Below are 13,807 nucleotides of genomic sequence, written 5' to 3'. Positions count from 1 at the left end.
CTCAGACAATCCGGTGGCCGGCTGCGCGCAGCCGGCCGGCCAGCGTTTCGATGTGATCCGGGCCAACTTCGCAACAGCCACCCACAATCGTCGCCCCCTGCGCCACCCAGGCCATGGCGTGATCGGCATAGGCATCAGGTCCAAGATCCTGACGTTGCTCCAATGCATCGACTGTGGGTGCGTCTTTCAGAAATCCTTCTGATATTCCGGTGAACCCGTTGGCATAGGCCCCGAACGGGCGGCCCATCTGCGCAATGATCGGAAGCGCCGCGGGAATCGCCTCGGGACGCGAACAGTTGATCAAGATGGCGTCGGGCGCAAAGCGTGCCACAACCGGTTCGATATCCCTCAACAGCTCGCCCGAGCGTAGGCGGGTTCCGTCCTCATCCATCACCGACAGCCCCAGCCAGACAGGTTTGCCGCAGCCCTCTGTCCCGCGCAAAGCGCCTTGGGCTTCCCGCACCGAACACACCGTTTCAATCAGGAAAAGATCGACGCGCGTGGCCATCAGCGACACTAGCTCCCGAAACTTATTCGCGGCATCTGTCGGGTCAGGGTTCAGGTCGGGTCGGTACGAAGCCAATAGCGGCCCTAGCGATCCGGCAATCCGCCCTCTGGTTCCTGCACATGCTCGTTCTGCCTGGGTCAGGGCAGTGTCGATCAGATTTGCGACCTGATCCTCCATCCCCACGCGCACCAGACGCGAGCGGTGGACGGCATAGGTGTTTGTGGTGGCGACAGTCGCACCACGACGAAAGTAGTCGTCATGTACGTCACCCACCAGTTCGGGATAGTCGATCATCACCCGCGTCGACCACAGTGGCGTGGCCCGGTCCCCGCTGCGCTTGACCAGTTCCTGTCCGATTGAGCCATCCAGAAGAGTGATATACGCCATATCTCATCCTATTCAGGGAATCAGCACAAGTTTGCCCGCAAACGCCTTGGATTGAAAATCAGCCTGCGCGGTTGCGATGTCCTTTAGCGGATAAGTCTTTGCGATCAAGGGCATGATGCGTCCGCCATTGATCATCTCAACCAGCCGTCCGAACACCTCGAACGCCTGATGCGTACAGCCGTGAATGGTGATGTCGCGCAAATAGATATCTCGTAGGTCGGCCTTTACGATCGGGCCGGCGATGGCACCTGAAACCGCGTAGTGGCCACCCGGTTTCAACGCCAGGATCAGGCCGGGCCATGCCGGGCCGCCCACAACGTCGATCACCACGTCGAACATATCGGCTGGCAGTGCCGCATCACGGTCGAACGTATCCGCGGCGCCCTGCAATTTGACCACTTCGGCCTTGGACGGGCTGGTCACGCCCCAGACGGTTGCCCCCCGCAACACCGCCAGCTGTACGGCCGCCAGACCGACACCACCTGACGCGCCGGTGATCAGCACCTTTTGCCCCGAGGTCACACCTGCGCGGGCCAGCAGGTTCTCGGCCGTGCCAAAGGCGCAGGGGATGGCGGCGATTTCCACGTCAGACAGGGGCGAGGCGCTGACGTCGTACAGATCATCCGCCTCAACCAGACAGTATTGCGCAAATGCGCCGTCCAACTCCGAGCCCAGCGCAACGAAACCGGTCGGGTGACCGGGTCTGGGGCGGGGCAGGTTGATCGGGCAGGTCACGCGTTGGCCCGGTTGGAACGCCACCCCTGAACCCACTTGTTCAACGACACCACACAGATCACCACCCTGAATGCGTGGAAACTGCAGCGCACCGCCCCAACCTCCGGCATCGACGTCCTGATCAACAGAATCCGTCGCGCCTGTCACATCCGAGGAATACCAGCCGACCCGTGTATTGATATCCGTGTTGTTCACCCCGGCGGCCATTACCCGAACCAGCGCCTGCCCCGGACCCGGTTGCGGTACCGGAAGGTTGTCGCGCCATTCCAACGCCTCGGGTCCGCCGTGTTGGGTCAGATAAACGCCGGACATGACTGTGGGTGTCGTCATCAGATACTGCCTTTATGCCTGATCGTCTGGATGCGACGGAACGGGACCCATCGGGATGATGTCATAGCGGGCGTTTAGTGCTGCCATCTTAGCCTCATCAGCGAAATCGGCGTTGGTCATAGTCGAAAGTTCTGCAAGGAAACCGTCAAACCCCGAAGGCTGAAAAATCATCAGCATCCGCGCCGGTGCCCCATCGGCCACGCGACAAGCATGCGGAACCCCTGGCGGGACATGCATCGTGATACCCGGACCGCATCGATGCCAGTCACCGTCGACATAGAAATCCACTTCACCTTCCAAGAAATAAAAGGTCTCGGCATGGGTATCGTGACGATGAAGGCCAAGCGCGAAGCTGGCCTTCAGATTGTCTTCCATGAGCGTATAGGCGCCATTCGTATCCCGGGCCGAAACCTTTACGAACGTATGGTCGCTTTCCCAGTCATAGTTGGGACCCTCACCGGGCCCCAATTTGGAATATCGCTTGCTCATGGCTCCTCCGACAGGGGTTAGGCGCGCAGCCGCTCGTTCTGAGGATCCCACAGCGGTTGATCCTCTTCTACCACGGCGCGGCATTTCCGGCCGTAAATTTCGACCTCAAGTTCGGTGCCGGGGTTGGCAAGCTCGGCCTTGATCATGCCCAGCGCAATGGATTTGCCAACACGGTAGCCCCATGCGCCCGAGGTGGTTTCGCCAACGATCTCACCATTCTGCCATATGCAAGACATGTACGGTGCGTCGCAATCGCCTGCGTCCACAGTCAGGGTGACAAAGGATTTCTTCACGCCCTGCTGTTTTTCGTTCTGGATCGCGGCCTTGCCGGGGAAGTCCTGCGGCTTGTCCAGCTTGACGAACCGCCCCAGTCCACCTTCCAGCAGCGAATAGTCGGTCGACAGGTCGCCTTTCCAGGCGCGATATCCCTTTTCGATACGCAGCGAGTTCAAGGCATACATACCGAACGGCTTGGCCCCGGCATCAATGATCGCGTCATAGATGGCAGGCATATGCTCGTTCAGGGCATGCACTTCCCAGCCCAGCTCGCCGGCAAAGGACACTCGGATCAAATAGGCGGGTTGCCCGGCGACGGTGGCCGCTTGGTGGGTCAGCCAACCTGTGGTCAGATCGGCATCCGTCAAACCCGACAGGATATCCCGCGATTTCGGGCCGGTGACGATCAGTGTATCGCGTGTGGTGGTGACATCCTCGACCGAAACACCAGCAGGCATCGCATTCACCAGAATATCGCGGTCATGCCATTGCGCCGTTGCGGCCGTTATCATGACGAACTCATCCTCGCCCAAACGCAGGCAGGACATCTCGGTCAGGATCCGGCCCCGATCGTCCGAGATATAAACCAGATTGATGCGGCCGACCTTGGGCAGACCACCCGCGACCAGCCCGCGCAACGCCTCGGCCGCGCCCTCGCCTTTGACCATAAAACGCGAAAAGCCCGGCAGATCCAACACACCGCAATGGTCGCGTACAGCCTCGCATTCTTCTTTGACGCGCTGCTCCCACGGGCCCGAGCGGCCCCAGGTATGGGTGGCTTCAAGCGAGGTGTCGTCACCCGGTTGTGCGAACCAGTTGGCCCGTTCCCAGCCGTTGTAGACCCCCATGACGCCGCCCAGTTCCTTCACCTTGGCGTGAACCGGCGACAGCTTCTTGTCACGTGCTGCGGGCCATTCATGATGCGGGAAGTGCATGGCGTATTCGTTGCCGTAAACTTCCATGCCCTTCTGGTTACAGTAATCCTGATCGGTGTAATCGGTATAGCGGCGCGGATCGACGGCCCACATATCCCATTCGGTGTGACCATCGACGATCCACTCTGCCAGTACCTTGCCTGCACCACCGCCTTGCGCGATGCCGAAGGTAAAGGTGTGCGCCTCGAACGCGTTTTTGACGCCCGGCATTGGGCCAATCAGTGGCAGACCGTCCGGCGCGTAAGGAATCGGGCCGTTGATCACGCGACCAACGCCCGAGGTTGCCATCAGCGGCACCCGCTCCATCGCGTCGGTGACGATGTCCTCAATCCGATCCAGATCGTCATTCCAAAGCTGGAACGAGAAATCCTCGGGCATCGGGTCGTCTTCGCTCATCCAGTGGCCCTTGCAGTTGGGCTCATACGGGCCAAGGTTGAAGCCGTGCTTCTCTTGCCGCAGGTAGTACGAGATATCTACGTCGCGCAGCAGCGGCAGCTTCTTGCCGCCGTTTTCCTTGGACCAGTCTTCAACCTCGGGGATTTCGTCGGTCAGCAGGTACTGGTGACTCATGACCATCGCGGGCACAGTGCGGCCACCGTAAGGCTTGAACCACTCACCCACGCGCTGCGCGTAATATCCAGCAGCGTTGACCACATAATCACAGGCGATATCGCCCTTGTCAGTGTGTACGGTCCAAGTGCCGTCGTCGTGCTGGGTCACGCCGGTTGCCGGGCAGAACCGGATGATCTTTTGCCCCATGTCGCGGGCACCCTTGGCCAACGCCTGTGTCAACTGCGCCGGGTCAATGTCACCATCGGTCGGATCATACAGCACGCCCTCAAGATCATGCGTTTCAAGGAAGGGATAGCGTTCCTTGGCCTCTTCTGGGGTCCACATCTCCATCGGGATGCCCTGGTACAGGCCCATCGACATGGCACGCTCAAACTCCTGCATCCGCTCTTTGCTGTGCGCCAAACGGATCGAGCCGGACTGATGATAGTTCATCGGATAGTCGACTTCTTCACCCAGCCGCGCATACAGCTCGGTAGAGTACCGCTGCATGTTCATGATCGCCCATGAGGTCGAGAAGGTCGGTACGTTACCCGCCGCGTGCCAGGTCGAGCCTGCGGTCAGCTCGTTCTTTTCCAGCAGAACGCAGTCGGTCCAGCCTTTCTTGGCCAGATGGTACAGCGAGGAGGCTCCCACCACACCGCCACCGATAACAACCACGCGGGCTTTTGTCGGAAAATCGCTCATTGGTCTTGATCCTTGTTACTGTGCCCGTTGGGGCAGATCGTCTGTGATGTCGTAGTAATCGCCCTTGTCAGCGACAAAGATATGCCGGGCGAGGTGCAGTCCTGTGGGCTCATCCAGTGCGCCCATGGAAATCGAAATCGTGTCTTCGTCATTGTGCTGCCAAAACAGAAACGAACCGCAGGCGTTGCAAAAGCCACGCCGAGCAATGTCCGAGGCACGGAACCAGTTCAGCGTATCGCTGGCAGCGAAGCTGAGGTTGTCCTGATGGGTCGAGGTCGAAGACCAATAATGCCCTGATTGCTTGCGGCACTGACCGCAATGGCAGGCCGAGGGTGGCGACAACTCTCCGTCAATCGTGAACGCGACCGCGCCGCACAGGCAGGAACCGGCTTGCATGTCATTACCCCCTTGTTGCGGGCGTGGAGCTGGCCCCCAGCAACACGCCATAGATGATGAAACAGGTTGCCATGACCCGGCGCACCCAGATGTTGAACACCGCCCCCAGTGCCGCCTTGCCCATCAGCGCACCTAGCAAGGTGAACCCGGTATAGCTGAGCGTGGTGATGACCAGCGCGGTGGGCATGATCACCCCCATCTGCTGCCAGATCGGCACCTCGGGCTGCACAAATTGCGAAAAGGCCGCCAGATATCCCGCCACGCTTTTGGGGTTGATCGTCGCCACGGCCAGCGCGTGCAGATAGACATGACGTGCAGGCCGTTCCGAAGCTGGCGCAGGTTTCGTTGCATTCATCCAGCCACGAAAACCCACCCAGATCAGGAAACCCGCGCCCACCAGCTTTGCGATGAAGAACCCGGTTGGAGAGGCCGCGATCAGCGCGGTCACACCCAGCGCCGACAGGATCAGAAACGCGCCGGCCTGCGTCAGGATTGCCAGAACGCCAAGCATCGCCTTTGGAAACGGCAGGCTCATCCCATTCGAAATACAATTGACCGCATTCGGCCCCGGCGTAGTTACGAACACTACCCAAAACAGCGCGAATATGGTCCAGGCCTCGAAACTCATCAGTACACCGGCGGGGCGATGACCCAGATGGCCACGGCGGGCTCATCATAGGGGTTGGCCCATTGATAGGATTCATGCCTGATGCGGAAACTGTCACCCGGCCCCACCGTGAACTGGTTGGAGCCTATGGTCAGATCCAATCGGCCAGAGATCATGTAACCAACCTCTTGCGTCGGCCGATTGGCTGGTTTCTGCATTCTGGAGCGGGGCTCGAATGTGGAATGTACCATCTCGAAGTCATCAGTCAGATCGGGCGAAAGCAATTCTTCGATCAACCCTTCCTCACCCGAGCCCATCGGACGGCGCGATCCGGCGCGCACCACGTAACCCTGTTCGGCCACCGGCACCGAGGAATGCGCAAACAGCATCGACATCGGCACACCCAGACACTCAGCAATCTGGCGCAGGTCCGAGATCGAGGGATCAGACATGTCGCGCTCAACCTGGCTGAGCCATCCGACCGACCGGTTCAACCGCGCTGCAATCTCGGTCAAGGTCAACCCGCGCGCCTTGCGCAGGGCGCGGATATCCGCACCAAGTGTCGCGCTGTGGGGGGCTTGGGTATTCACCAGGGGCGTTCCGATTCTTGTGAAAATTTCCTCTCCTTTTTCACGATGGCTGAGAATCGTGAAATTTCCAAGAGTTTTTTCATTTCACTTGATCAGTTTGCTTGGTATGCCTTTCGCATGTGGATTGCAGTGATCTATTTATGGGGGATCAACACCCTGACACTATTGGCCTTTGGCTGGGACAAGGCCCGCGCACGACGGCGCAAAAACCGGGTGCCGGAGCGCCGCCTATTATGGCTGGCCGCACTTGGTGGCAGCCCCGGCGCAGTGGTCGGGCGATGGATTTTCAGGCACAAAACCCGCAAACGCGGGTTCTCAGTCTGGCTGTTCGCGATAACTGGCGTTCAAATGGTTCTAATATTCTTGGTGGTGACCGAAGCCTCGGAAAAACTACTCTAAAAATATTATATTCACCTAAAACAATATCTAACCATATCGCCAACTGTCTGTTACAAATAGGTGTCTCTGTGCGCAGAGATTTCTATTTTTTATGCAAAGGGTTGGATGAATATGGAAAATGGGATCGGTTTCTTCGATATAGTCTGGTCAATCTTCTGGTTGTTCCTGATGGTTGCCTGGTTCTGGGTGATGATTTCGGTTGTTGCCGATGTCTTCCGCTCAAAGGACCTGAGCGGCGGAGGCAAAGCGTTGTGGATCGCCTTTGTGATCCTGATCCCCTGGTTGGGCGTGCTGTGCTATCTCATCGTGCGCGGGGATAAGATGCACCAGCACAATGTCGAGACCATGAATCAGATAGAAGAGGCGCAGAAGGATTACATCCGCTCGGTCGCGAGCGTATCCGCCGCGGATGAATTGGAACGGCTAGCCAAGCTCAAGGAGAGCGGCCACCTGACGGAAGAGGAATTCGCCGCGCAAAAGGCTAAGATCCTGGCAAGCTGATAAATCGCGACCCTTTTTGAACATCAATCAGCCGGGACATGTCCCGGCTGAACTCATCTTGCAAAGACGTCGGTCAGAATGGCGCCAAACACTGTGGCGTCCTGATCGGTAAATGCGTCCGGCTGATTGCTGTCGATGTCGAACACCGCTATCACCTTTCCCGATGCGTCCCGCACTGGCAGCACCAATTCTGACCGGGTGGACGTCGCACAGGCGATGTGACCCGGAAAGGCTTCAACATCCGGCACAAGCTGCACTTCGCCAGTCCGTGCGGCAGCACCACAGACGCCCCGGTCGAACGGGATGACCAAACAGCCGTGCCCACCCTGATAGGGACCGATCTTTAACAAACCGGGCTGGGTCACGCGGTAAAAGCCAGTCCAGTCGAACCGGTCATCGGCGTGATGCACCTCGCAGGTAATTGTCGCCATTAGGGCAACCTGATCCGTTTCACCTTCGGTCAGGGCGGCGATGGTTTTAGCAAGCGTGTCGTAATCGGCGGTCATGATTGAGCTCTTTGGAAAAGGTTTATCCCGCAGTATGTGGAATAAACCCAAGCGTCAAACGCGTTCGATGGCGATGGCCGTGCCTTCGCCGCCACCGATGCAGATGGCAGCCACGCCGCGTTTGAGGTTCCGCTTTTCCAGCGCGTTGAGCAGAGTGACCATGATCCGAGCGCCCGAGGCGCCGATTGGATGCCCCAAAGCGCAGGCCCCGCCATTTACGTTCACCTTGTCGCGCGACAGGCCCATTTCGTGCATGAAGGCCATGGGTACAACGGCAAAGGCCTCGTTCACCTCCCACAGGTCGACGTCATCTTTGGACCAGCCGATATTCGACAGTAGTTTCTGTGCGGCCGGAATCGGCGCGGTCGTGAACAAACCCGGGGCCTGCGCGTGGCTGGCATGACCAATGATCCGGGCACGCACAGTCAGGCCCTGCGCTTCGGCCGCCTCAGCCGAAGCCAGTAGCAACGCGGCTGCCCCGTCAGAAATCGATGACGAATTGGCTGCCGTGACCGTCCCATCCTTACGAAAGGCAGGTTTCAGCGTCGGGATTTTAGCTGGCCGGGCGGATTGCGGCTGTTCATCTTGGGCAAAAGTGACCTCGCCCTTGCGGGTCTTGGAGGTAACAGGTGTGATCTCACCCTCGAAGGCACCACTTTCCTGTGCAGACAGGGCGTTGGAAAGCGACTGCAGCGCGTATTCGTCCTGCGATTCTCGCGTGAATTGATAGGCTTCGGCGCAATCCTCGGCGAAGGTACCCATCAGGCGGCCTTTGTCATAGGCGTCCTCGAGGCCATCCAGAAACATATGGTCAACCACCTGACCATGCCCGATGCGCGCACCGCCGCGCATTTTCGGCAACAGGTAAGGGGCGTTGGTCATACTCTCCATGCCACCTGCGATCATCGTATCAGCGTGACCCAGAGTAATCTGGTCAAAGGCGATCATGGCAGCCTTCATTCCCGACCCACACATCTTGTTCAGGGTTGTTGCGGGCACCTCTTCACCCAATCCCGCCGCAAATCCGGCCTGTCGTGCCGGGGCCTGGCCCTGGCCGGCGGGCAGAACACAGCCCATCAGCACTTCGTCGACCGTATCAGCGCCCGCGCTGTGCAGCGCAGCACGAATGGCGCTCCCGCCCAATTCAGCAGCGGCAATACCGTCGAACATACCCTGAAACCCGCCCATGGGCGTCCGCGCCGCCCCCGCGATAACAACCTGTTTCATCGCGATGATCCTCCTCTTTCAGCTTTGATGGATACCGAATGGTAAGAATTGTCGTCTAGCGTATTTCTACTAGCGAGTTTCATATTAGAGGACCGTCGCGCATGGCCTTGACCAGCACAACGACCGACGCAACCCAAATTATCAAAGTGCATTCCGACCGGATTGATGCGGCCATGGCCATCCAGTTCAAGGAAGATATGCGCAATCAGGCCGAAGGCGGGGCCACACGCGTGGTGCTGGACCTGACCAGTGTCGAGTTCATAGATTCAAGTGGCTTAGGTGCAATCGTCGCCTCGATGAAACAGCTTGGAAATGAGCGCAGGCTGGACCTGGCAGGGCTGCACCCTTTTGTTGAAAAGGTTTTCCGCCTGACCCGTATGGACACGGTGTTCAAACTATATCCAACCCTGGATGATGCCCTGTCGACCTCCGCGGATTGACCTAATTGACTATCTGAATAGGCGCGACGCCCATGTACAACGGCAAGTGTTTAGATCTGAGCTTCGCAGCAACTGAGACTGAGGCCAGTGACGGGATCGCGCAACTCAGCCGGGGGTTGGCGACGCATGGGCTTCCGGCGCACAAGGCGGGTGATGTAAAAATCGCGCTGGCCGAAGCAATCAATAATGTGGTCGAACACGCCTATGCCGACATAACTCCGGCCAAGGTGAAGGTTCGGTGCCGCCTGCATCAGAACTGGCTTGAGATTTTGATCTCGGACACCGGCAACCCGTTACCCGGATTTCGGGTACCTGACGGCATCCCGGCATCATTGGGATCGACCATCGAAGACCTGCCCGAAGGTGGGTTCGGCTGGTTTCTAATCCATGAACTGACCAGCGATATCCGCTATGAACGAAGCAATGGTTGTAACCGTTTGTCGCTGCGCTTTGACTTTCCAGAACCTGTCTGACGGCAAGAAAACGTCACAATAAGGCCCAGATCGAACCATTGTAACGCCCCAAACAAAGGGCAAAACAGTACCTGTAGCTCAGATAGCTTCCCTCGGCGCCACGTGTCACAGCCCCCACCCAGTGAACGGCGCCGAGGAACTTCCCTTTGATTTGACTGGACAACCCCGGACTGCGCGATACCTTCGGCGCGTTCAATCGGGGAATAATGTCATGCGGGATTTTCACTCACCGGGTCGATCCGAAGTTCTGGCGACCGAAGGGATGTGCGCCACGTCGCATCCCTTGGCCGCAAAGGTCGCTGTGGACATTCTTACCCAGGGTGGCAACGCAATGGATGCCGCCATCGCCGGGGCGGTGCTGTTGGGTATTTGTGAACCTCAGATGACCGGGCTGGGCGGCGATTGTTTCGTGCTGTACAACCGGGCGGGTGAGGATCAGATACGCGCCCTGAATGGTTCGGGCCGCGCGCCTGCAGCAGCTAACGCAGAAAAACTGCGGTCGCAGGGGCTGACAAAAGTGCCTTTGAACACAGCAGACGCTGTAACCGTTCCCGGCGCCGTCGATGCGTTCTGTCATCTGGCGCAAACCGAAGGCAAACTGGGGCTTGAGGCCATTTTGCAACCCGCCATTCACTATGCCGAAGCTGGGGTGCCGGTTGCCCCAAGGGTGGCGTTTGATTGGGAAACGGGGGCAGCCACTCTACAGGGGGCCGCGCGGACGCAATACCTGATTAATGACAGTGCTCCTAAGACTGGGCAGGTGTTTCACTCTCGCGGGCAAGCCGAAGTCTTGCGCCAGATTGCTCGTACCGGGCGGGATGCGTTTTACTCCGGTGACATCGCCGAGGACATGGTCGCTGCACTCACCCAACTGGGCGGCGTTCACACGATTGAGGATTTTCTGGCCACCGCATGCACTGAAACACAGCCTGTCAGCGGCGACTACAATGGGTTGGATTTGGTTGAACATCCACCAAATGGCCAGGGCGCCACGGCCATTCTTTTGCTGAATATCCTCAAGAACTTCGACCTTGTCAGCATGGACCCGTTCGAGGCGCAGCGTCTGCATATCGAGGCAGAAGCCTCGAAACTCGCCTATGACGCGCGCAACCGCTTTATCGCCGATCCCGATCATACAACACATGCGGATCGGTTCACGGATCAGGATGTGGCCGACAGGCTGGCTGCGCTAATCGACCCGAAACGCGCCATGCCCGCCGCCGCCCCACTGACCGAGGCTATTCACAAGGACACCGTCTATATCACCGTTGTGGATCGGGACAGAATGGCGGTTTCGCTGATCTATTCCATCTTTCACAGCTTCGGCTCGGGGATCGCATCCGAAAAATACGGCATTCTGCTGCAAAACCGAGGCGCAGGCTTTACCCTGCAATCGGGTCATCCGAATGAACTGGGCGGCGGCAAACGCCCCATGCACACAATCATTCCGGGGCTGTTGACGCAAAATGGTCGTGTGCTGATGCCGTTCGGCGTGATGGGTGGCGCCTATCAACCCACCGGCCACGCCCGGTTTGTGTCAAATTTGACGGACCACGGGTTGGGCCTTCAGGCCAGCATCGAGGCGCCGCGCGCCTTTGCCGACAATGGCGTATTAAAGCTGGAACGCGGAATTTCGCCCAGCACCATCCAACAATTACGTGATTTAGGGCACACTGTAGAGGTTCCAGAAACGCCGTTGGGCGGCGCACAAGCCATTCGAATCTGTGAGGATGGCGTTCTTCAAGGCGCAAGCGACCCGCGAAAAGACGGGTGCGCCCTTGGGTACTGACGGGCCGACACCCGGCCAAGCACCCTTAGTTCAGATGGAAGTGGAGCGGATAGGCGCCGTTTTCGAACGGACCGAACATATCGGGAATATCGGGGTGTTCAACCGGCTCACCCGATTGGTCGGCGACCAGATTTTGTTCAGAAACATAAGCCACATAGAAGGATTGATCGTTTTCCGCCAACAAGTGGTAAAACGGTTGGTCCTTGATCGGGCGGCTGTCTTCGGGGATGGCCTGATACCATTCTTCCGTGTTCGCAAACTCCGGGTCCACGTCAAAAATCACCCCTCGGAAGGGATGTTTTTTATGACGGACGATCTGTCCCAGGCCGTACTTGGCGTGTGTCTTCAGCATAGTTTATGCCCCCATTGAACTTACTACCTCTTTCCGGGCCGAAATGCCAATCATTGATCCGTAAATAAGGGAAACAGTCTGTGAACCTCTTGCTGACAGTATTCGAAATCGTGGCCCCGGTGTTTATTCTGGCGGGCATCGGTTTTGCTTGGGTCAAGCTGGGATTCGAGTATCGCCTGCAATTCGTCACACGCTTTGCCATGACCCTTGCTGTGCCCAGCCTGATCTTTGTGGCGCTGATGCAAACCGACATTCCGGGCGGCGATCTTTCCCGTTTTACCGTTGCGACAATCGTTGCCAATCTGGTGATGGCAGCGGTCTTCTGGCTGATCGTCCGGGGGCTGAAACTTGAACAGCGCACCTATCTTTCGCCGCTGATATTCGGAAATACCGGAAATTTGGGTCTTCCTTTGTGCATTTTCGCCTTTGGCCAGGCCGGGTTGGGCTATGCGGTCATTTTTCTGTCAGTAACAGCGTTGTTTTCGTTTACTTACGGCATCTACCTTGTTGCCGGAAAAGGCGCGTTCGGCAAAGTCGTGCGCGAACCGATGGTCTGGGCAACCCTATTGGGGGCGCTGTTTTTGTGGCGCGGTTGGCAGACGCCCCTGTTTCTGACTAACACATTGGAATTGTTGGGCCAGATGGCAGTGCCCCTGATGCTGATAACGCTGGGCGTGGCGGTCGCGCGGCTGACAACGCACCGGCTGGGTCAGGCGGTCTGGCTGTCATTTCTTAAACTGGCTGTCTGTTTCGCCGTGGGCTGGTCTGTTGCGCTGATCTTCAAACTCGAAGCCGTGGCCTTTGGCGTTCTGGTGCTGCAGATGTGTACTCCGGTGGCAGTAACCTCATACCTGCTGGCCGAGCGGTTCGATGCCGATTCCGACGCGGTTGCCGGGATGGTCATGGTCTCAACAGCGTTGTCCGTGGGCGCATTACCTATAATTCTCGCGATTATTCTGTAACGATTGTGATTCCCTAAACGCTCAATCTGCGCTAGAATAAAGAAAAAAGGCACGAGGCACATGAGCAGAATTCTAATCGTACTCTTCGGGGTGCTGCTTTTGGCATCCTGTGGTGGTGGGTCCAAGCAACCACCCAGCAAATTGAATGACGCGTGCAGCATTGCGCGCGAACGGCCCGATTATATGAAGGCCTTTAAGAGCACCGAGCGCAAATGGGGCGTCCCGGTTCATGTACAAATGGCGACGATCTATCAGGAAAGCCGCTATAAGCATGACGCACGCACGCCGCATAATTACGTTCTGGGTGTGATTCCGATGGGCCGGCAGAGCAGCGCATATGGCTTCAGCCAAGCGTTGGATGGCACCTGGGATGAATACCAGCGCGAGACCGGCAAGCGTCGGGCCAAGCGTGACCGTATCCGCGATGCGTCTGACTTTATCGGCTGGTATATGAACAAAAGTTATCAGCGGAACGGCATTCACCCCAGCGACACCCGCAACCAGTATCTAGCCTATCACGAAGGCCACACCGGCTATGCCCGGGGCAGCCACTATAGCAAGACCTGGTTGCTGAATGTCGCCAATGATGTTGATGCGCGCGCCAAACTTTACCAAGCGCAACTGTCCGGTTGCCGCTATTGACCAGAA

General features: G+C 57.9%; 17 protein-coding genes. 7 read left to right on the top strand and 10 right to left on the bottom strand.

The genetic code is table 11. The features are described from left to right. Position 1: 1 nt before the first annotated feature. From ACR0B8_RS17930 to ACR0B8_RS17900, 7 genes are read right to left on the bottom strand one after another with little or no spacing between them, the layout of a single operon-like run. Entirely contained in the window at positions 2–895 is an 894-nt protein-coding gene (locus ACR0B8_RS17930) for a homocysteine S-methyltransferase family protein (RefSeq protein ID WP_170362329.1), read from the bottom strand. Positions 896–907: 12 nt separating this feature from the next. After that, the gene (locus tag ACR0B8_RS17925) at positions 908–1,960 is read right to left on the bottom strand and encodes an alcohol dehydrogenase catalytic domain-containing protein (RefSeq protein ID WP_170362330.1); all 1,053 of its coding nucleotides are present in this window, start codon (positions 1,958–1,960) and stop codon (positions 908–910) included. A 12-nt stretch (positions 1,961–1,972) separates the two neighbouring features. Continuing rightward, positions 1,973–2,449 (bottom strand): cupin domain-containing protein, encoded by a 477-nt coding sequence (locus ACR0B8_RS17920; protein ID WP_226689224.1) that lies wholly within the window; start codon positions 2,447–2,449, stop codon positions 1,973–1,975. A 17-nt stretch (positions 2,450–2,466) separates the two neighbouring features. Next, on the bottom strand, positions 2,467–4,917 hold the full coding sequence (locus ACR0B8_RS17915) for a GcvT family protein (RefSeq protein ID WP_226689225.1): 2,451 nt from the start codon (positions 4,915–4,917) through the stop codon (positions 2,467–2,469). 15 nt (positions 4,918–4,932) lie between these two features. Next, positions 4,933–5,313, bottom strand: a complete 381-nt coding sequence (locus ACR0B8_RS17910; RefSeq protein ID WP_170362333.1) for a GFA family protein — start codon at positions 5,311–5,313, stop codon at positions 4,933–4,935. 4 nt (positions 5,314–5,317) lie between these two features. Beyond that, positions 5,318–5,941 (bottom strand): LysE family translocator, encoded by a 624-nt coding sequence (locus tag ACR0B8_RS17905; RefSeq protein ID WP_226689226.1) that lies wholly within the window; start codon positions 5,939–5,941, stop codon positions 5,318–5,320. Next, positions 5,941–6,510: a helix-turn-helix domain-containing protein gene (locus tag ACR0B8_RS17900; protein WP_226689227.1), complete on the bottom strand. Its 570-nt coding sequence runs from the start codon at positions 6,508–6,510 to the stop codon at positions 5,941–5,943. Before ACR0B8_RS17900 ends, ACR0B8_RS17905 begins: the two co-directional genes overlap by 1 nt. Here ACR0B8_RS17900 and ACR0B8_RS17895 point away from each other — a divergent pair. Together ACR0B8_RS17895 and ACR0B8_RS17890 are read left to right on the top strand one after the other, a co-directional pair. Beyond that, a complete protein-coding gene (locus ACR0B8_RS17895; RefSeq protein ID WP_226689228.1) occupies positions 6,499–6,909 on the top strand; it encodes a DUF1294 domain-containing protein in 411 nt (136 codons plus the stop codon). The two genes, ACR0B8_RS17900 and ACR0B8_RS17895, sit on opposite strands and share 12 nt — an antisense overlap. A 105-nt stretch (positions 6,910–7,014) precedes the next feature. Then, positions 7,015–7,410: an SHOCT domain-containing protein gene (locus ACR0B8_RS17890; protein ID WP_170378302.1), complete on the top strand. Its 396-nt coding sequence runs from the start codon at positions 7,015–7,017 to the stop codon at positions 7,408–7,410. Between the two features lie 53 nt (positions 7,411–7,463). On the opposite strand, the gene ACR0B8_RS17885 is transcribed toward ACR0B8_RS17890, so the two are convergent. Both ACR0B8_RS17885 and ACR0B8_RS17880 read right to left on the bottom strand, forming a co-directional pair. After that, positions 7,464–7,916, bottom strand: coding sequence for a GAF domain-containing protein (locus ACR0B8_RS17885; protein WP_226689229.1), 453 nt, complete (start codon positions 7,914–7,916; stop codon positions 7,464–7,466). A gap of 54 nt (positions 7,917–7,970) precedes the next feature. Beyond that, the gene (locus tag ACR0B8_RS17880; protein ID WP_226689230.1) at positions 7,971–9,143 is read right to left on the bottom strand and encodes an acetyl-CoA C-acyltransferase; all 1,173 of its coding nucleotides are present in this window, start codon (positions 9,141–9,143) and stop codon (positions 7,971–7,973) included. 101 nt (positions 9,144–9,244) lie between these two features. On the opposite strand from ACR0B8_RS17880, the gene ACR0B8_RS17875 reads away from it, so the two are divergent. The 3 genes from ACR0B8_RS17875 to ACR0B8_RS17865 all read left to right on the top strand — a co-directional run bounded on the left by ACR0B8_RS17875 (position 9,245) and on the right by ACR0B8_RS17865 (position 11,845). Continuing rightward, the gene (locus ACR0B8_RS17875) at positions 9,245–9,583 is read left to right on the top strand and encodes an STAS domain-containing protein (protein WP_170362337.1); all 339 of its coding nucleotides are present in this window, start codon (positions 9,245–9,247) and stop codon (positions 9,581–9,583) included. A gap of 32 nt (positions 9,584–9,615) precedes the next feature. Further along, positions 9,616–10,056: an ATP-binding protein gene (locus tag ACR0B8_RS17870; RefSeq protein ID WP_170362338.1), complete on the top strand. Its 441-nt coding sequence runs from the start codon at positions 9,616–9,618 to the stop codon at positions 10,054–10,056. Between the two features lie 211 nt (positions 10,057–10,267). Then, on the top strand, positions 10,268–11,845 hold the full coding sequence (locus tag ACR0B8_RS17865; RefSeq protein WP_226689231.1) for a gamma-glutamyltransferase family protein: 1,578 nt from the start codon (positions 10,268–10,270) through the stop codon (positions 11,843–11,845). Between the two features lie 25 nt (positions 11,846–11,870). Here ACR0B8_RS17865 and hspQ read toward each other — a convergent pair whose 3' ends face one another. After that, positions 11,871–12,197: a heat shock protein HspQ gene (hspQ, locus tag ACR0B8_RS17860; RefSeq protein WP_170362340.1), complete on the bottom strand. Its 327-nt coding sequence runs from the start codon at positions 12,195–12,197 to the stop codon at positions 11,871–11,873. Positions 12,198–12,277: 80 nt separating this feature from the next. Here hspQ and ACR0B8_RS17855 point away from each other — a divergent pair, with 80 nt between their 5' ends. Both ACR0B8_RS17855 and ACR0B8_RS17850 read left to right on the top strand, forming a co-directional pair. Further along, positions 12,278–13,159, top strand: coding sequence for an AEC family transporter (locus tag ACR0B8_RS17855; protein ID WP_170362341.1), 882 nt, complete (start codon positions 12,278–12,280; stop codon positions 13,157–13,159). A gap of 60 nt (positions 13,160–13,219) precedes the next feature. Then, positions 13,220–13,801 carry a transglycosylase SLT domain-containing protein gene (locus tag ACR0B8_RS17850; RefSeq protein WP_170351042.1) on the top strand — a complete coding sequence of 194 codons (582 nt, stop codon included), beginning with the start codon at positions 13,220–13,222 and terminating at the stop codon, positions 13,799–13,801. Positions 13,802–13,807: the final 6 nt, after the last annotated feature.

The organism is Ruegeria sp. BH6 (assembly GCF_056538105.1).
This window is presented reverse-complemented; position numbering and strand designations above follow the sequence as displayed.